Annotated in this window: 16 protein-coding genes; 6 read left to right on the forward strand and 10 right to left on the reverse strand. The window is 62.0% G+C overall.

The window, feature by feature from the left end:
• Positions 1 to 42 precede the first annotated feature (42 nt).
• Positions 43 to 1626, reverse strand: a complete 1584-nt coding sequence (locus BLS61_RS01350; protein WP_090426303.1) for a glycerol-3-phosphate dehydrogenase/oxidase — start codon at positions 1624 to 1626, stop codon at positions 43 to 45.
• Between the two features lie 2 nt (positions 1627 to 1628).
• On the reverse strand, positions 1629 to 3224 hold the full coding sequence (locus BLS61_RS01355) for an FAD-binding oxidoreductase (protein WP_090426308.1): 1596 nt from the start codon (positions 3222 to 3224) through the stop codon (positions 1629 to 1631).
• A 125-nt stretch (positions 3225 to 3349) separates the two neighbouring features.
• On the opposite strand from BLS61_RS01355, the gene gliR reads away from it, so the two are divergent.
• Positions 3350 to 4384, forward strand: coding sequence for an AraC family transcriptional regulator GliR (gliR, locus tag BLS61_RS01360; RefSeq protein WP_090426310.1), 1035 nt, complete (start codon positions 3350 to 3352; stop codon positions 4382 to 4384).
• Here gliR and BLS61_RS01365 read toward each other — a convergent pair.
• The 4 genes from BLS61_RS01365 to BLS61_RS01380 are packed head-to-tail and all read right to left on the reverse strand — an operon-like array spanning position 4381 to position 6849.
• The gene (locus BLS61_RS01365) at positions 4381 to 4980 is read right to left on the reverse strand and encodes an HvfX family Cu-binding RiPP maturation protein (RefSeq protein WP_090426313.1); all 600 of its coding nucleotides are present in this window, start codon (positions 4978 to 4980) and stop codon (positions 4381 to 4383) included. The two genes, gliR and BLS61_RS01365, sit on opposite strands and share 4 nt — an antisense overlap.
• Positions 4981 to 4985: 5 nt before the next feature.
• Positions 4986 to 5696, reverse strand: a complete 711-nt coding sequence (locus tag BLS61_RS01370) for an HvfC family RiPP maturation protein (protein ID WP_090426315.1) — start codon at positions 5694 to 5696, stop codon at positions 4986 to 4988.
• Entirely contained in the window at positions 5693 to 6535 is an 843-nt protein-coding gene (locus tag BLS61_RS01375; protein WP_090426318.1) for an HvfB family MNIO-type RiPP peptide maturase, read from the reverse strand. Before BLS61_RS01375 ends, BLS61_RS01370 begins: the two co-directional genes overlap by 4 nt.
• A 20-nt stretch (positions 6536 to 6555) precedes the next feature.
• The gene (locus BLS61_RS01380; RefSeq protein ID WP_090426320.1) at positions 6556 to 6849 is read right to left on the reverse strand and encodes an HvfA family oxazolone/thioamide-modified RiPP metallophore; all 294 of its coding nucleotides are present in this window, start codon (positions 6847 to 6849) and stop codon (positions 6556 to 6558) included.
• A gap of 799 nt (positions 6850 to 7648) precedes the next feature.
• Between BLS61_RS01380 and BLS61_RS23290 the strand changes: the two genes are divergently transcribed.
• Positions 7649 to 9055: a hypothetical protein gene (locus BLS61_RS23290; RefSeq protein ID WP_139205521.1), complete on the forward strand. Its 1407-nt coding sequence runs from the start codon at positions 7649 to 7651 to the stop codon at positions 9053 to 9055.
• A gap of 93 nt (positions 9056 to 9148) precedes the next feature.
• The gene (locus BLS61_RS23295; protein ID WP_139205522.1) at positions 9149 to 9871 is read left to right on the forward strand and encodes a hypothetical protein; all 723 of its coding nucleotides are present in this window, start codon (positions 9149 to 9151) and stop codon (positions 9869 to 9871) included.
• 134 nt (positions 9872 to 10005) lie between these two features.
• On the opposite strand, the gene BLS61_RS01385 is transcribed toward BLS61_RS23295, so the two are convergent.
• From BLS61_RS01385 to BLS61_RS01395, 3 genes are all read right to left on the reverse strand, one after another.
• Complete coding sequence (locus tag BLS61_RS01385; protein ID WP_041977963.1) at positions 10006 to 10239, reverse strand: anti-sigma factor family protein; 234 nt, start codon at positions 10237 to 10239, stop codon at positions 10006 to 10008.
• On the reverse strand, positions 10233 to 10835 hold the full coding sequence (locus tag BLS61_RS01390) for an RNA polymerase sigma factor (RefSeq protein WP_090426324.1): 603 nt from the start codon (positions 10833 to 10835) through the stop codon (positions 10233 to 10235). Before BLS61_RS01390 ends, BLS61_RS01385 begins: the two co-directional genes overlap by 7 nt.
• Positions 10836 to 10906: 71 nt before the next feature.
• The gene (locus tag BLS61_RS01395; protein ID WP_090426869.1) at positions 10907 to 12028 is read right to left on the reverse strand and encodes a beta-ketoacyl-ACP synthase III; all 1122 of its coding nucleotides are present in this window, start codon (positions 12026 to 12028) and stop codon (positions 10907 to 10909) included.
• 304 nt (positions 12029 to 12332) lie between these two features.
• Between BLS61_RS01395 and BLS61_RS01400 the strand changes: the two genes are divergently transcribed.
• The 3 genes from BLS61_RS01400 to BLS61_RS01410 all read left to right on the forward strand — a co-directional run bounded on the left by BLS61_RS01400 (position 12333) and on the right by BLS61_RS01410 (position 15997).
• Positions 12333 to 13406, forward strand: a complete 1074-nt coding sequence (locus BLS61_RS01400; protein ID WP_090426327.1) for a hypothetical protein — start codon at positions 12333 to 12335, stop codon at positions 13404 to 13406.
• Positions 13407 to 13646: 240 nt separating this feature from the next.
• The gene (locus BLS61_RS01405) at positions 13647 to 15260 is read left to right on the forward strand and encodes an FMN-binding glutamate synthase family protein (RefSeq protein WP_090426330.1); all 1614 of its coding nucleotides are present in this window, start codon (positions 13647 to 13649) and stop codon (positions 15258 to 15260) included.
• Positions 15260 to 15997: a substrate-binding periplasmic protein gene (locus tag BLS61_RS01410; RefSeq protein ID WP_090426333.1), complete on the forward strand. Its 738-nt coding sequence runs from the start codon at positions 15260 to 15262 to the stop codon at positions 15995 to 15997. Before BLS61_RS01405 ends, BLS61_RS01410 begins: the two co-directional genes overlap by 1 nt.
• On the opposite strand, the gene BLS61_RS01415 is transcribed toward BLS61_RS01410, so the two are convergent.
• A complete protein-coding gene (locus tag BLS61_RS01415; protein WP_090426336.1) occupies positions 15988 to 17034 on the reverse strand; it encodes an AAA family ATPase in 1047 nt (348 codons plus the stop codon). The two genes, BLS61_RS01410 and BLS61_RS01415, sit on opposite strands and share 10 nt — an antisense overlap.

Raw genomic sequence — 17034 nt, forward strand, 5'->3', positions numbered from 1 at the left:
GTAGCAGCGGATTGTCGGTGTGCACGGCGCACCCTACGTACATCATTCGCTGTCATCCGGCAGGCTGTAACAGCGCCGCCACAACGCCAGATAATCCGTCTCTTCCCGCTGCCAGCGCGCATCGCTCCAACCCAGGCGCGGCTGGCACAGCGCGCGGATGCGCGGCAGCTCGGCGCGGCCGCCTTCTGCCAGCAGCAGGCCCAGGCGGGTGCGGCGCAGCAGCAGGTCGTCCAGGTGCAGCACCAGCTCGCCCTCGGCGGCCCAGGCCAGTTCGGCCCACAGGGTGTTCGTACCCGCGACGCAGTCGCCGCCCACCTCGTCGATCAGGCGCAGCACCTCGCCCAGCTGGCGGCCATGGCGGCCGGCCAGCCGCCGCTGCTGCGCCGGGCTCAATGCCGGCATCGGCGTCGGCGTACTCGAAGCGAAGACCGCGCCGCCCTGATCGTCCACCGCTTTGCCGACGAAGCCCGCGCAGGCGCGCAATACCTCCAGCGCCAGCAGGCGAAAGGTGGTCAGCTTGCCGCCGGCCAGGGTCACGCTGCCCGGCTCGATCCACAGCGCGTGTTCGCGCTTCTCATCCGAGGGTTTCAGCCCGGCGCTGCCATCGCCCACCACCGGGCGCACGCCGGCCCAGGTCGACAGCACATCGCCGCGCATCACCTGGGCGGTCGGGAACTGCTGGGCACAGGCGGCCAACAGATAGTCGACCTCCTCGTGACTGATCACCGCCTCGGTGTCCAGATCGTCCGCATGATCCAGATCGGTTGTGCCGATCACCGTCGCGCCCTCCCAGGGGAAGACGAATACCGGCCGGCCATCGGCCGCATGCATAAAGCTGAAGGCATGCGCCACCGGCAGGCGCCAGCTCGGCAGCAAAAGGTGGCTGCCGCGCAGCGGGCGGATGCAACCATTGCCGGGCTGACGCAGGCGATCGGCCCAGGCGCCGGTGGCCTGGGCCACGGCGCGGCTGCGCAGGCGGTAGCGGTTGCCAGTCTCGATATCCTCGGCGAGTACACCGACTACCTGCCCTGACTCACGCAGCAACTCGACCACGCGCATGCCATTGAGCGCCTCAGCGCCTTCGGCACGTGCCTCGCCCAGCACGCGCTGCACCAGGCGGGCATCGTCGGTCACTGCGTCGAAGAAGCGCGTGCCGCCGAGCAGGCCGTCCTCGCGGATGCCCGGCGCCAGGTAACGCAGCTGCTGCAGCGGGTAGAACAGATGGTTGCGTTTGCCGGCCAGGGCGTCGTACATGCTCAGCAGGCCGCCGAAGACCTTGGGCCCGGGGAAGCCGCCGCGGTAGTGCGGCATGACGAAGCTCAGCGGCTCCACCAGCCCCGGCGCCTCGCCGAGCAGACGCTGGCGCTCGCGCACCGAGTCGCGAGTCAGCCCGATCTGGCCCTTGGCGACGTAGCGCAGGCCACCATGGACCATCTTCGACGAGCGACTGGAGGTGCCCCAGGCAAAGTCACGCTGCTCCAGCAGCAGGCAGCGCCAGCCGCGTCGCGCCGCCTCCCGCAGGATGCCGGCGCCGCAGATACCGCCGCCGATCACCAGCAAGTCCCAGTCATGCGCGGCCAGCTCGGGCAGCGCACGCTCGCGCCAGCGGGCGTTCCACAGTTCCATGCTCAGTCCTGCAACAGCACGCCAGGAGCCAGGCGCTGCTCCGGGTCGAAATGCGTGGCCAGGCTGCGCAGCGTGGCCATGCCCAGCTCGCCCTTCTCCGCCGCCAGATAAGGTGCGTGGTCACGACCGACGCCGTGCTGATGGCTGATGGTGCCGCGATTCTCGGCGATGGTGCGGCTGGCCGCCGCCTTGAGCCGCTGCCAGCGCGCCATGGCGGTGGCGTAGTCGGCGCCGGGGCGGAACACGTAGGTGGTGTAGATGCTCGAACCTTCGCCGTAGACGTGCGACAGGTGGGTGAAGACGTGTACCCGCTCGCCCTCGCCGACCAGCTCGTCACACAGGCTGGCCTCGACCTTGTTCAACAGGTTGTCGACGTTGGACCAGTCGGTGGCGGTTTCCAGGGTATCCACCAGGTAGCCGCGCTCCCACAGACCATGACGCAGGTAAGGGAAGCGGAAGCGGTTGTGCTCCCACTTCTTGCCCAGCAGGGTACCGGTGAACACGCCACCAAAGCCTTTCAGCAGGCGCCGCGTCTGTTTCAGCGAGGCGGCGTTCTGCACCCGGCTGCCGGTGACGCCAAAGGTCAGCATGCATTTCTCGTCACGGGCGCCGCGCAGCGCCAGGTACTTCTCCAGCAGCGCGATCTGCTGCGGATGGCCGGCCAGGGCCAGCTGGGTACGGGTTTCGATGGCGTTGGACAGGCGCAGCATGGACAGCGGCACGCGCGCCTGGGCCAGGCTGCGAATGGCGCTCAGCGCCTGCTGCCAGCTGGGCAGGAACACCGCATAGAAGCGCTCCTGCTCGGCCAGGCGACTGATGCGCACGCGCACCTCGGAGATCACCCCGAAGCGCCCTTCCGAACCCAGCACCAGCTCGCGCAGATCGGGGCCGGCGGCCGACGCCGGGAAGGTCGGAATCTCCAGAGTGCCGGCGAAGGTTTCCAGCTTACCGCCGGCGAACAGTTGCTCGATGCGCCCGTAGCGCAGCGACTGCTGTCCGCTGGAGCGGCTGGCGACCCAGCCGCCGAGGGTCGACAGCTCCCAGGACTGCGGGAAGTGGCCCAGGGTGTAGCCACGGGCGCGCAGCTGGCTTTCCACCTGCGGGCCGTTGGCACCAGGGCCGAAGGTGGCGATCAGGCTGTCCTCGTCGATATCCAGCAGGCGCGTCATGCGCTCCAGCGACAGGGTCAGCACCGGGCGCTGGCCGGCCTGCGGGTTGATGTGGCCGGCCACCGAGGTACCGCCGCCGTAGGGAATCAGGGTGACGTCATGTTTCTGTGCCCAGGCCAGCAGCTCGCGGATCTGCTCGGCGCTTTCCGGGCAGGCGACGCCATCGGGGAACAGGCCGAACTCGCCGGAGCGCATGGCCAGCCAGTCCGGCAGGCTCTGGCCGCGGGCATGGCGCACGCGCACCTCGGCATCAACGCAGATCAGCGGATGCGGGGCCAGACGCGAGACCGGCACACGCGCCAGCACGTCCTGCAGGCTGGCGTCGGCCAGGCGCTGCCCCGGCCCGATCAGCTCGGCGAGAAAAGCCTCGCCATGGGCCGGCAGTTCCACCTCGGTCGCTTCGTCTCCCCATCCGTTCCAGCGTCGCATCGCATCCCCCATTCCGATCAGCACTTATGGCTGCCTATACTAGCCAGCCGCCGATTTCCGTCACTGTCGAATCGGGACAGGCCATATCGCCAATCAAGACAGGCCTCGCAGAACAAGAAGAATCCATGGAAAACCTCGGCTACACCTCGGTTCCCGCTCTGCTCAAGTACCTGCGCCAGGCCGAACAGCTCGGTCTGGATATCGACCGTGCGCTGGCGGCCGCCGGTGTCCAGGCGCAGGATCTGGCCGACAACGGCAAGCGGATTCCCAGCGAGGTGCACGAACGCCTGCTGGCGCATCTGCTGGAGGTGTCCGGCGACCCGCTGTTCGGCCTGCACGCCGCGCGTTTCGTGCAACCCGGCTCGTGGAGCGTGCTCGGTTACATCGCCATGAACTGCGCCACCCTGGGTGAGGCCATGGGCCGCATCGTGCCGTACGAGAAATTGGTGGGCGACATGGGCACCAGCCGTCTCGAAGCCGCCAAGGATCACGTGCGGCTGATCTGGAGTTGTCGCCATCAGGCGCCGCAGGTGCGCCGGCACATGGTGGAGAACGTGCTCGCCTCCTGGCTGCTGTACGCACGCTGGATCGCCGACTCCGAGCACTCGCCGCGCGAAGTCTGGTTCGAGCACGCGCAACCGGCCGGCACCGAGCTGGCCGAATACCAGGCGCTGTTCGGCTGCCCGGTACTGTTCGAGCAACCCTGCAACGCCCTGCTGGTGCCGCTGGACTACCTCGGCGTGCCGCTGCGCCAGGCCGACGCCAACCTGCTGCGCACCCTGGAAGAACATGCTCTGGCGCTGATGGCCGGGCTCGACGAGGACGAGCCGCTACCGCTACGGGTGAAGAACGCCCTGCGCCTGCTGCTCAAGGACGGCCTGCCACGCAAGGAGCGGGTGGCGGAGAAGTTCGACATGACCGTGCGCACCCTGCAGCGCCACCTGCAGCAGGCCGGCACCAGCTACCAGCAGATTCTCGACGAGCTGCGTCAGGAACTGGCCGAGCACTACCTGCTGCGCAGCGACCTGGCGATCCAGGACATCGCCTGCTACCTCGGCTTCACCGAGGCACGCTCCTTCCACCGCAGCTTCAAGGGCTGGACCGGGCAGACGCCGGGCGAATTTCGTGAGAGCCGGCGCCGCGACAATCCGCTGGGCTAACGGGACATTCTGAAACGCCGCGCCAGCCAGTAGTCGAGACTCAACCAGCGCCCTGCCCCGCTGAAGAACAACGCCACCAGCATCACCAGGTAGGTGGCGGCGAACTCGATGCCATTGTTCAGCACCACGAACTTGCCACTGGCGGTCAGCCAGTCGTAATTGCCGTGCTCACGCAGGATGCTGCGCGCCCGTTCGAGCTTCTCCGCCGCCGCCAACACGCGCTCGTTGGCGAAGGGCGCGGACGGGTCGGCAATCGCCTGCCAGCCATAGGGCCAGTGCACGGCGAAGATCGCCACCAGCATGGTGACGATCAGCGGGATGCTAATCCAGCGCACCGCCAGGCCGAACAGCAGCAGAATGGCGCCACCGGCCTCGGTCAGCGCCGCTGCCCAGGCCAGCAGCTCGGGAAACGGCAGGCCGAGCCCCCAATCCGGATTGCCGAACCAGGCGGCAGTGGCGTCGATGTCCTTGAGCTTCTGCGTGCCGGCCATCCAGAACACCGGCACCAGATACAGGCGCAGCAGCAGCGGGCCGAGAAAATCCAGGCGCCGGGTAGCCTCCAGCGCGTCCTGGAAGCGATTGAGCAAAGCGATCATGGCGGTCAGTCCTCGGAATAGGGAAACCAGATATCGCGCGCCAGCCAGTCATCCAGCAGCGCGTGGGCGTTGGTGAAGTAATGGTGGTCGGCAGCCAGGCCGTGCTCGGTGGCCAGCGCCTGTAGCGCCTGCCCAGGCGGCTCGCCGGCCTGCAGGTGCAACGCCAGCTGATAGGCGAACGGCGCCAGTTGCATGAAGCGCACCTGATCCTGGCGGTCACGCCACACCAGCAAACAAGTCGGCTCGGCCGGTGGCTGCGTGGGGCAGTGATCAGCACCGATCCTCTGCACCGGCCAGCGATAGGCCAGCGGCCAGGCCAATGGCGACCAACCGCGCTCGGGCAAGTGCGCATCGCTGACATCCAGCGCCAGCTCGACCCACTCGTAGTGCGCCAGCTCCAGCATGAACGCAGGGTCGTCAGGCTCGGCGCGATAGCCCTGCTGCAGCCAGGCAATGAACTCCTGACTGATCTCGAGAAAGTACGGCGTGCTCGACCGGTGCTCGGCGAAGAACGCGCGCAGCAGCCGCCGCCAGCGCTCGGCCCCGAGAACCCCGCGCAGCACCGGAAAGGCGCCGCCCACCAGGCTGGCGACATTGTTGAAGAACAGCTCCTCGTAGATCGCCATGCGCTCGCCGCTAATGCCCGGCAACAGCGGCTGCACCTCAGGCTGGCGAATACGTGCAGCGAAGTCGCGCTGCTGCTGAATGCCACTCATGTGCCGTACCTGCTCAGCGGCTGCACGGCCTGTTGCAGGCTGCGGATATGTGCCAGCTCGGCATACAGCTCAGCCAGCGGCGGGAAGTTGAAATCGCGCTCCAGCAGCGTCGGGCGCACGCCATGCTGCACGTAAGCGCTGCTCAGCAGTGCCCACACCGGGTCGATGACCGGCGCACCGTGGGTGTCGATCTTCAGGTCCGCCGCCTGATCGTAATGACCGGCGACGTGCAAATAGGCGATACGCTCACTCGGCATCGCGGCGATGTAGGCATCGGCATCGAAACCGAAGTTCAGGCTGTTGACGTAGACGTTGTTGACATCCAGCAACAACTGGCAGTCGGCACGTTCCAGCACGGCGCGAACGAAGTCTGCCTCGTCCAGCTCGCCGGGCAGGCGTGCGTAAGCCGAGACATTCTCGATGATCAGCGGCCGCTCCAGCAGATCCTGAACGATGCGCACGCGCTCGGCGATGCGCACCACCGACTCTTCGGAAAACGGCAGCGGCATCAGGTCATACAGCTGACCATCGTCGGCGCAGGCCGACAGGTGCTCGCTGTAGGCCAACACGCCATGCGCGTCGAGAAAGCCCTTGATGGCGTGCAGCAACTCCAGGTTCAGCGGCGCGAAGCCGCCGAGGTTGAGGGACAGACCATGGCACAGCAACGGCCGGCCTTCGCTCAGGGCGCGCAACTGCTTGCCCAGCCGGCCACCGACACCGATCCAGTTCTCCGGCGCCACTTCGAGAAAGTCGGCGCCGCCGGCATGATCGCCGATCAGCTCGGCGAGCAGCCCGCGACGCAGGCCGAGACCGGCGCCGGTGAGGTTTGCGAGGTGCATGATCCGTCCTCCCCTTGCTCTTACTCGCTCTTCTCGCTGCCGCACTTGCCTTCGCCGCATTTACCCTCGGCGTCGGCCTTCTTCTCGCCGCCACACTTGCCCTCGCCGCACTTGCCTTCCTTGTCGGCTTTCATCTCGCCACCGCATTTGCCTTCGCCACAGGAACCTTCCTGCGCCTTCTCGGCAGCGGCCAGGCTGTAGCCGCTGGCCAGTTCCTGCGCAGCGAAGGGGTTGCTCGCGGCGTGGGCAGTGAAGGCCACGGAAGTCAGCAGCGCAGCGCCCAGGGTGGCAGTCAGGGTATTGAGTTGTTTCATGGCATCTCTCCATCGGTTTCGAATGCGGGGCCGGATTGGCGCCCTCGCAGCAATGGACGAGGCAGGGATGCGGGCGTTACAGCGGGCGAAAAAAGTTTTCGTAGCCCGGATGAAATCCGGGGGGCGCTTTGCCCGCTACCAGTCGCGGCTACGACTGCATGGATGCAGGAGGTAGAGCGAAGCAGGATGCCAGAGCCGAAAGCCCTCCCGCAGGCACAGGAACATCCACCGCACCGTGGGAGGCGCTTCAGCGGCGAGGCTTTCGATAGCCAGTAGCTCGAACATCCACCGCAAACGGTGGATAAAAAACGTCATCGCCCCTACACGCGATGTACCAAGCGTAATGCTGGAGCCAAAAGAGGAGGTCAAGCGAATACAGCGGACTGCCGGAGCACAGCGATAAGGCCATGATTGGAAGGGATTTTTAGTGCGAAGCGAAACGGGATGGTGCGGAGTTAGATGGAAGGCTCTACTATCGGATTCGTACCGCCATCCATCTAACCCCTGTTATGAGTCTGAGCGAAGCTCCGTTAGAGCATATTAAAAAGTTTAAATATTCACTTTACTTAGGCTTGGGAATTTGAATTGAGATATATAGTTCTACTAATTATCATGACGTTGCTGGTGCTTGGATCGGTGAGTGTTGACGTGGGCAAGATCACCCCGTGGCTTTTGGGTGTTAACTTTACGATAGCTATATTCTCTATTAACTTTACATTTTTTTGGCCATCAACTCTCCAAGTACAAAGCGATATACAGCGAGATAACAACAAGGCAATGGTTCAACGTTGTTGCGTTATTGACTTTGCCACTTTTGCCTCTAATCTGCTTTTTAAGCATACCCGAACACTTTGGAAAAATAGCGTTGTGGATGCTTCCTATATTGATTTTCTCTTCTATAGATAATGCAATTCTGACAACCAGATACCTAAGCGCTAAAAAATTTATTGAAGATTCCATCAGCGAAAACACCATATCCCGATACCTAGAGCAGCTATCTATAGAAATAAAGTCTGAGGTAGAATTGCATCAGAGTTATTTGAATGATGGGGGAAATTATCAAAAACCCATACATGCCTATGATTTCGAGCCTAGCACGTTAGGGATTGAACCAAATGATATATGGGACTCAATGACTACCATAACAAACTTGGCCGTTGAGAATAATGACTATCCGATTTTTCGGCAGTCATTAAATGCAATTTTAAAGCTTGTCGTCAGATTCTACTCGTTCAAATTTAAAGACGCAGACTCTTATAAGATAGATGCCGGAATAAAGTATATAGCCAGAAAAAGGCTGCGTTCAATTATCGCTTCTGTGGTTGAGAAAGATCAGAGCGGTATATTTTTTCAATCACTATCGAGTGATCTATGTGATTTCTTAATGAAAGATGAGCTGCTTCAAAAGCCATGCTCAGATTTAGCAAGATCGATTGCTTCTGATGCCGTATGGATTGCTAAAAAAATGCTCGAATCACATAGTGTTATAGAACCGATAAAAGTACTGAACACTATTCATAGAATTGCTGAAGTTAATATTTACGAGATGGAGAATAACGTTTCTGAGAACAATTTGGAACAGCTTGATAAATACAACATATCAGCTTACGCTTATGATATTAAGGTGCTAGGTGTCTCTGCCCTTAATAATGGCAATTCTCATTTTGCATATAGATGCATGGAAAGCCTTTCTTACCTCGGATGCAATTCTGCTAAATTAAAGTCCACGCAGACGGTTGTGGCTGTTTTTGAGTCCATTGTTCAGTTAGGTCGACTGGCTAGAAACTTGAAAATAGGCTGCTTTTGGTCTCGCTGCTTGATTCCTGCTGAAAGCCATGCTGAAGAGTTTATGGGTCATATATTGACTTGGCTGGTGCAGGATATTGAGCCTGACGGAAACTTCTTTATGAGGGGTTATGCTGAGCAGGCGTATTCTCGTATTCGAGGAGTTAAATGCTCAATTAAGCCAAAAGCAAATAGCAATCCGTGCTTCTGGATAGAGGAATTAGAAAAAGATGGTAAAAAAATACCCCATATAGAATATGAATCAGGCATGTATGGTTATGGTGGAAATTCGGATTATTCGGATTATTCAAATTTGAAAGAATATGTCCTACATGGAATTAGATCTGAGAGCACCGCGATGATATTTCATAGCACACCTATACCGTTGAATATAGAGTGCGAGGACGGTGAAGAAAATTGAAGCGAACAACACATAACAAAGCGCTGTTGCCGGATTGCATTTCCGCTAGCGCTACAATGCAGCCGCAAAGCGCCGCGTTAGCGGTCAATGAATATGCCTTTGCTGAACCTCTCTGCTGATACAGCCCCTGCGCTCCTTAAAGCATTGCGGGAAGTTGACATTAAAGTACCGAGCATTACTAAAGGCCGTTCGCACACACATCGCGAACGCTATTTGATGGCTCGCTTCCTTGCAACAACAGCAGAATCGCAGCTGATCGATTATCCACTGACCGTGACACATCGCGACAAGCCTGACTTTGTGCTGCAAATCGCCTCCAATCTTATCGGTGTTGAATGCATTGAAGCTGTCCCGGAGGAGTGGTACGAAATTGAAGCAATACGGGGTCGCAAGTATCCGCATGCATTTAATTTTGGCCAGAAATTTGAACCTGGCAAAAAACTGTTCAACTCCCAGCAGAAAGACGAAATTGCAAGCGGAAACCGTGCGGGTTTGCCATGGATGGGAAACAGCGCAGAGCTTGAATGGGCTGAAGCCATGGCGCATTTTATCCGATTAAAAACCGAAAAACTTCGCTCGGGGGATTACACAGAAACACATAATATGTGGCTTCTCATCCAAGACGAATGGCGCGTTCCTATCCACGACCCAGAAGAGATTAAAGAGGCCGCCACCCTATGCCTTCCGCTTATTGCACATTTACAGGTACAACCTTGTTTCAGCGCAATATTCATTTGTTGTCGTGGCTGGCTTTTATCATTCGGGCATGGAAACTACAGCATGGAGCCAATTCGTGAACTTTGGCGTGACGATTAACTATGCGCTCGCAGCGGGGCCAAGCGTTCAATCGATCACGGGGACCATCATTGTTATCGGCCTTTTTCCGCTGCAGGACTCGCCTGATCCGAGGATAGGCATTTGAAAAACCAACCAAACCCTCGGATCACGGCTCACCCCTGATTACGCCGATCCTGCGCCAGACGCTCGGCCAGGGCGTCGAGTTCGGGTAACTCCTCATCCGGCATCTGCCGGATCACCGCCTGAGTCAGTTTCATCTGGCGGATAAAACGTCGGCAGTTGCCGCACATGGCCAGGTGCGCGCGTACGGCCAGGCGCTGGCGCAACGTCAGTTGGCCGTCGAGATAATCGCTGGAATGAGCGACCAGTTCCTTGCAGGTCAGCATTGGCCCGTCTCCTCGAAATGTTCCAGGGTGGCGAAGACTTTCAGGCGTGCCCGGTGCAGCAGCACACGGGCATTGGAGAGCGAGATGTCGAGAAGATTACAGATCGCCTCCAGCTCCAGGCCCTGGCGTTCGCGCAGCACCAGCACACTGGCCTGCAGCTCGGACAGGCTGGCCAGCGTGTGTTCCAGGCACTGGCGCAGCTCGTCCTCGGTGAGCAGGGCTTCGGGGCTGTCCTGGTGCCAGGCATGTGGCGCCAGCAGCCAGTGGCCGTCATCGGCGAAACGCTCGTCACCCACCGTGCCATGGGGTGCGGGCAGGTCGTCGAGCAGCACCTCGCGGCGGTTGTGCTTGAGTCGGGTCTTGGCGGTGTTGGCGGTGATGGTCAGCAGCCAGGTCTTGAGGCTGGCGCGGCCTTGAAAACCTGCCAGGTTGCGCACCACGGCGAACCAGGCATCCTGCACCACCTCATCGGCGTGGCGGCTGCCGACGATGGCGTAGGCCACCGCCCGCATCGCACCCTGATAGCGAGCCACCAGCTCGCGGTAGGCCTTCTGCTCGCCGGCGAGCAGGCGCCCCAAGAGATCGGAATCGGACATGGAACTCCCGTAGGTCAGGCCTGCGCACGAAGCCGAACGCCCCGTGCACGTCAGGCATTCCTACAGAGAGTTCAACGCTTGCGCAAAATTACACTGCCGATGGAATAACCGGCACCGAAGGAGCTTAGAACACCCAGGCTGCCGGCGGGCAGGTCGTCCTGATGCTTGTGCAGGGCGATTACCGAGCCGGCCGAACTGGTGTTGGCGTAGGTATCGAGAATCACCGGCGCCTCGTGCGGCTCGGCGTCGCGCCCCAGCAGCTTGCGGGCGATCAGCAGGTTCATGTTGAGGTTGGCCTGGTGCAGCCAGAAGCGCTTCACATCTGCGACGTTGAGCTGGTTTTCCGCCAGGTGCGCGGCGATCAGCTCGGCGACCATCGGGCAGACGTCCTTGAACACCTTGCGGCCTTCCTGCACGAACAGCTTGTCGCGCGCGCCGATGCCCTCTTCCGCCGCGCGGTTGAGGAAGCCGAAGTTGTTGCGGATGTTGTTGGAGAACTGGGTCAGCAGCTTGGTGCCGACCACGTCGAACTGGTGCTTGGAGGTAGCCAGGTCGGCACGCTCGATGATCACCGCAGTGGCGGCGTCGCCGAAGATGAAGTGGCTGTCGCGGTCGCGGAAGTTGAGGTGGCCGGTGCAGATTTCCGGGTTGACCATCAGAATGGCGCGGGCTTGGCCGGTCTGGATCGCGGTAGTCGCGGCCTGGATGCCGAAGGTGGCCGAGGAGCAGGCCACGTTCATGTCGTAGCCCCAGCCGTCGATGCCCAGCGCGGCCTGCACTTCGATGGCCACCGCCGGATAGGCGCGTTGCAGGTTCGAGCAGGCGACGATCACCCCGTCGATGTCGGCGACGGTCTTGCCGGCGCGCTGCAGCGCTTCCTTGGCGGCGCCCACGGCCATTTCGCAGAGGATGCCCCACTCGTCATTGGATCGTTCGGGAATGCGCGGCACCATGCGCTGCGGATCGAGGATGCCGTCCTTGTCGATGACGAAGCGGCTCTTGATGCCCGACGCCTTTTCGATGAAGGCCGTGCTGGATTCGCTCAGCGCCTCGACCTCGCCACGGGCGATGGCCTCGGCGTTGTCGGCGTTGAACTGCTGTACATAGGCATTGAAGGATGCCACCAGCTCGTCGTTGGAAATGCTGTTGGCCGGAGTGTAGAGGCCGGTACCACTGATCACGACGTTATGCACGCTCATTCCTCTTGTTCGCTGCCGCAGGTGGCGGCCGGTTATGCGCTGGGCCTTGGCCAGTACGGGCCAGGAAATAACTGGGGTTGGTCGAACGTTGTAGCGTTCTGTCAGTAGCCGCTGAGTTTGCCACAGCCGCGGTCCCTTCGTCCGCTCTGCTGACAAGCGTTCGTGGGCAATAGGACGAAGATGGGCGCATCGGGATACAGGTCGGACTGAGCCCGGGGCGACCACCCATTTGGGCGATTCAAGATTGTCCAACAATCTATAGGCTGCATGCACCTCAATAACAATAAAAGGCCCTGCCATGCGCCAGTTCCTGCTAATGCTCGTGCTGAGCTTCTCCTCCATGACCCAGGCCGCCGTCGGCGTGTTTCCCGACAGCGTCTTCCAGAACCTCGACCATGGCCTGTACTGGTTCGGCTACGGCGACAGCTGGCAGAAGGCCGTACCCGGCCACAGCAACGCCTACTACAGCAACAGCAAACCCACCGTCATCTATATCCACGGCTGGCAGAACGGAGCCACGCAGAGAAAGAACCGCGAAACCTTCAATCGTCAGGATGCTGGCGGGCCGAACCTCGACCTGGCGCACGCCTGGCTCACCGCGGGCTACAACGTCGGCATCCTGTACTGGAACCAGTTCGCCGACGAAGCTGAAGTGAAGGATGCCGAGGCCAAGATCTGGACCGCCAGCGGCCCGCGCGCCATGCGCTGGCGCAACAGCAGCGGAACCTACAGCAACGGCCCTAACGTGTCGGCCGGCGACCTGCTGTTCGATCACTACAAGGCCAACCTGGCCGGCTACACCGGCAACAACATCCGCATCCTCGGCCACTCCCTGGGCAACCAGATGGCGATCGTCCTGACCAAGAAAATCAGCGATGCGGTCAGCGCCGGGAGTCTCAACAGCCGCTTGCTGCCCAAGCGCGTAGCTCTGCTCGACCCGTTCTATTCCAACCAGGCCAAGAGCTGGCTGAACAATCGCTGGGTCGGAGAAGTCAGCCGCTCCTATGTCAGTGAACTGAAGGGCAAGGGGGTGATCTTCGAGGCCTACCGGACCTCTGCGGTCACCAGCACCATTTTCGTTGGCGATGACAACGCCGGGCTGATGAACATGACCGCCTTTACCGAGCTAAAGCCCTGGTACTTCAGCGCCACCCAGCAGACCGAGAAACACAACGCTGCCGTCTGGCACTATCTCTGGTCCTTCTCATTCAACCCGCCGTTGATCAAGGGCAGCAGCGACCAGGCGGCTTCGGCGAAAACCAGCGACAGCCGCATCGCCACCCTGATGAACGGCAACAAGAAGCTGGTGCACGACCAGGGCGCCTATACCAAGGAACCCTCGGACGACAACTTCCAGAGCGTCAACCGCTGATCGCCTGCCCCTCTCCCCACCGGGAGAGGGGGAATGCCGAGCCTGGGCTGCTCGCCGTGCAGCGTCGCAGCCCCCGTTACCACCGGCGCAACGCCAGTGAAGGCCACTCAGTTGACTTTGTAACAGCATGGCCAGCGGGCGTGACGAAACTTCCGACGCGCCAATCCCCCCATTCGACTTGACCCGATCGCCCCCAAGGCGTCTAGAGTGAGCATCGCGCCATCAGATGCCGGAGCCTGCATGAACCTGTCGCTGCTCAGCCGCTACGCCTTCTTTGCCTTCTGCGTTCTTTTCACTCTGGCCAGCCTGCCCTTTCTCTCGCTTCACGAATGGCTGTGGCCGTTCACCCTGCTCGCGGGCGTGCTCAGCCTGATCGGCATCGGCGATCTGCTGCAGACGCGCCATGCGGTCAGGCGCAACTACCCGATCCTGGGCAATATCCGTTATCTGGTCGAAGGCATCCGCCCGGAGATTCGCCAGTATCTGCTCGAGGGTGACGCCGAACAGCTGCCCTTCTCCCGCGCGCAGCGTTCGCTGGTCTACGCCCGCGCCAAGAACGAAGGCTCGGACAAGCCCTTCGGCACCCTCAGCGACGTGTACCAGAACGGCTTCGAGTTCATCAGCCATTCCATGCGCCCGGCACCGCTGAGCGACCCGTGCAGCTTTCGCGTGGAGATCGGCGGGCCGCAGTGCAGCCAGCCGTACTCGGCGTCGCTGTTCAACATCTCGGCGATGAGCTTCGGCTCGCTCAGCGCCAACGCCATCCGCGCGCTGAACCAGGGCGCCAAGCTCGGCGAGTTCTATCACGACACCGGCGAAGGCAGCATCAGCCCCTACCACCGCGAGCACGGCGGCGATCTGGTCTGGGAACTGGGCAGCGGCTATTTCGGCTGCCGCGCCTCGGACGGCCGCTTCGACCCCGAGCGTTTCGCCGTCCAGGCGGCCAGCCCGCAGGTGAAGATGATCGAGATCAAGCTCAGCCAGGGCGCCAAACCGGGCCATGGCGGCATCCTGCCCAAGCACAAGGTCACCGAGGAAATCGCCAACACCCGCGGCGTGCCAATGGGTGAGGACTGCATCTCGCCCTCGCGCCATAGCGCCTTCTCTACGCCGACCGAGCTGCTGCAGTTCATCGCCCAGCTGCGCGAGCTGTCCGGCGGCAAGCCGGTCGGTTTCAAATTCTGCCTGGGCCACCCCTGGGAGTTCATGGGCATCGTCAAGGCCATGCTGCAGACCGGCATCCTGCCCGACTTCATCGTCGTCGACGGCAAGGAAGGCGGCACCGGTGCAGCGCCGCTGGAGTTCACCGATCATCTCGGCGTGCCGCTGCGCGAAGGGCTGCTGTTCGTGCACAACACCCTGGTCGGCAGCAACCTGCGCGACAAGATCAGGCTCGGCGCCAGCGGCAAGATCGTCAGCGCCTTCGATATCGCCCGCGTGCTGGCCATCGGCGCCGATTGGGCCAACTCGGCACGCGGCTTCATGTTCGCCATCGGCTGCATCCAGAGCCAAAGCTGCCATACCAACAAGTGCCCCACCGGCGTGGCGACCCAGGACCCGCTGCGCCAGCGCGCCCTGGTGGTCGAGGACAAGGCCCAGCGCGTCTACAACTTCCACCGCAACACGCTCAAGGCGCTGGCCGAGATGCTCGCCGCCGCCGGCCTCGATCACCCCTCGCAGATCGATGCCAAGCACCTGGTGCAGCGCATGTCGTCTACCGAGATCAAGCTGTTCGCCCAGCAGCATGTGTTCCTCGCACCGGGCGAACTGCTCGGCGGCAAGATCGAGGGTGAGTTCTACGAGCGCATGTGGCGCATGGCGCGTGCTGACAGTTTCGATCCCGCCGCGGCCTGATGCGCATGCGTCTGCTGCTTTTCGCTTTGCTGGTTTCGCTGAGCGCCGTTGCCAGCGCGCAGGAACAACGCCCGCTGCGCTTCTCGGTAACCGAGAGCTGGGCCATGCCGATGATCCGCATCGAAGATGGCCGTGCCACGTCCGGCGTTCTCTACGACCTGCAGATGCGCCTGGCAGAAAAGGTCGGCCGCCGCGCCGAACTGCTGGTGATGCCGCGCCTGCGCGTACAGCGCCTGATGGCCAGGGGCGAGATTGACGTGCGCTGCTACGTCAACCCGGGCTGGCTCAGCGAAACGCACCATCAATACATCTGGAGTGTGCCGTTCATGGTGCAGCGCGACCTGATCGTCGGGCGCCACGACGAAGCCGACATCAGCCTGGCGCAGCTGCCCGGCGAGCGCCTGGGTACCGTGCTGGGGTTCAGTTACCCGCGTCTGGAATCCCTGTTCGCCAGCGGCCAGGTGCTGCGCGAAGATGCCCGCACGCAGGAGCTGGTACTGGAGAAGCTGGAAGCCGGGCGCTATCGCTACGCGCTCAGCAACGAGCTGGCCCTGGCCTGGTTCAACCGCAATCTGCCGGAACACAAGCGCCTGCGCGCACTGGCCGAGCTCAGCGCCGATGCGCTTTCCTGCCTCGTTCGCGATGCGCCGGACGTGCCCACCCAGGCACTGCTGCGGGCCCTGGTACAGATGAAACAGGATGGCGAGTTCGAGGCCATTCTCTCCCGCTATCGCTGAATCGCCGGGCTCCTGCCCAGGTGCCGCAGCGCCTGTTCGAGGCGCTGCGTGGGCGAGCCCGCCAGGCGCGTGAAAGGCCATCCGCGCCGCTGCAACTCCTGCTCGTACCACTGGTTCTGCCGACGGCGGAACGTCTCGTCGCGCCGCGTACCGTCCTGCACGAAGGGAAAGTCGTCGACGCACAAAAACAGATGCTGGTAGTGCCGCTCGGCCAGGCGCTCCAGCTCGGGCTCGGCACGGCCGAACATCTCGCGACAGTAGAACAGCGTGGTCAGCGGCGTGGTGTCGCAGACCAGATAGCGCCGGCACTGCCCGGCCAGGCTCTGCTCACGGTCGACCTGGGTGCGGCCTATGCGCAGCAGATCCTCATAGGCCAGCACACCGCCCTGCTCTTCCCACAGTTCGCGGCCATATTCGGCGGCATGCCGCGTACCCAGCTTCTCGGCCAGCGCCAGCGCCAGGCTGCTCTTGCCGGTAGACTCGCCGCCGAGCAGGGCGATGCGCTCGACGAAATCGCCGTAGACCTGCGGTGCCAGGTACTGGCGCAAGCCGTGGATGTCGGCGCGCAGTCGTGTGCCGGACACCGGCACCTGAATGCGTGCGCGGTCTATCTCGACATGCTGCACCGGCAGCCCGAAACAGCGCGCCAAATGTGCAGCAAAACCATCGCCATAGTCCTCGCTGGTGAAGACTGCATCCACCGGCTGGCCCAACTCGGCCAGGCAGAACGCGGCGACGAACTGGCGCTGCACGGCGTCGGGCTCCTGCTCATCAGGTAGGTCCGGTAACTGCAGGCCCTGAGCGCGCCGCTGCTCGACCCATTCAGGCGTGACCACCCAACTGGCCAGTTCGGGAAAACGCAGCCGCAACCAGGCTGTTCGTCGCTCAGGTTCGCAGCCCGGCAGCTCCGGCCGCGCCCAGCTGAGCAGCACCAATTGCTCGCACTGCTCTTGCGCCTGGCGGATCAGCCATTCGTGCCCCAGATGCAGCGGCGCGAACTTGCCCACAACCAGGCCACGGGCGAATCGCTTGCTCAT

The sequence above is a fragment of the Ectopseudomonas guguanensis genome (genome assembly GCF_900104265.1).
Lineage (GTDB): Bacteria > Pseudomonadota > Gammaproteobacteria > Pseudomonadales > Pseudomonadaceae > Aquipseudomonas > Aquipseudomonas guguanensis.

Excerpts from the sequence above, each read along its gene's own strand:
- BLS61_RS01410 (WP_090426333.1), top strand. The coding sequence starts at position 15,260 with ATGCGCATGCGTCTGCTGCTTTTCGCTTTGCTGGTTTCGCTGAGCGCC.
- BLS61_RS01385 (WP_041977963.1), bottom strand. The coding sequence starts at position 10,239 with ATGCTGACCTGCAAGGAACTGGTCGCTCATTCCAGCGATTATCTCGAC.
- BLS61_RS01355 (WP_090426308.1), bottom strand. The coding sequence starts at position 3,224 with ATGCGACGCTGGAACGGATGGGGAGACGAAGCGACCGAGGTGGAACTG.
- BLS61_RS01365 (WP_090426313.1), bottom strand. The coding sequence starts at position 4,980 with ATGATCGCTTTGCTCAATCGCTTCCAGGACGCGCTGGAGGCTACCCGG.
- BLS61_RS01390 (WP_090426324.1), bottom strand. The coding sequence starts at position 10,835 with ATGTCCGATTCCGATCTCTTGGGGCGCCTGCTCGCCGGCGAGCAGAAG.
- BLS61_RS01350 (WP_090426303.1), bottom strand. The coding sequence starts at position 1,626 with ATGGAACTGTGGAACGCCCGCTGGCGCGAGCGTGCGCTGCCCGAGCTG.
- BLS61_RS01415 (WP_090426336.1), bottom strand. The coding sequence starts at position 17,034 with ATGAGCAAGCGATTCGCCCGTGGCCTGGTTGTGGGCAAGTTCGCGCCG.
- BLS61_RS01405 (WP_090426330.1), top strand. The coding sequence starts at position 13,647 with ATGAACCTGTCGCTGCTCAGCCGCTACGCCTTCTTTGCCTTCTGCGTT.
- BLS61_RS01375 (WP_090426318.1), bottom strand. The coding sequence starts at position 6,535 with ATGCACCTCGCAAACCTCACCGGCGCCGGTCTCGGCCTGCGTCGCGGG.
- BLS61_RS01370 (WP_090426315.1), bottom strand. The coding sequence starts at position 5,696 with ATGAGTGGCATTCAGCAGCAGCGCGACTTCGCTGCACGTATTCGCCAG.
- BLS61_RS23295 (WP_139205522.1), top strand. The coding sequence starts at position 9,149 with ATGCCTTTGCTGAACCTCTCTGCTGATACAGCCCCTGCGCTCCTTAAA.
- gliR (WP_090426310.1), top strand. The coding sequence starts at position 3,350 with ATGGAAAACCTCGGCTACACCTCGGTTCCCGCTCTGCTCAAGTACCTG.
- BLS61_RS01400 (WP_090426327.1), top strand. The coding sequence starts at position 12,333 with ATGCGCCAGTTCCTGCTAATGCTCGTGCTGAGCTTCTCCTCCATGACC.
- BLS61_RS01380 (WP_090426320.1), bottom strand. The coding sequence starts at position 6,849 with ATGAAACAACTCAATACCCTGACTGCCACCCTGGGCGCTGCGCTGCTG.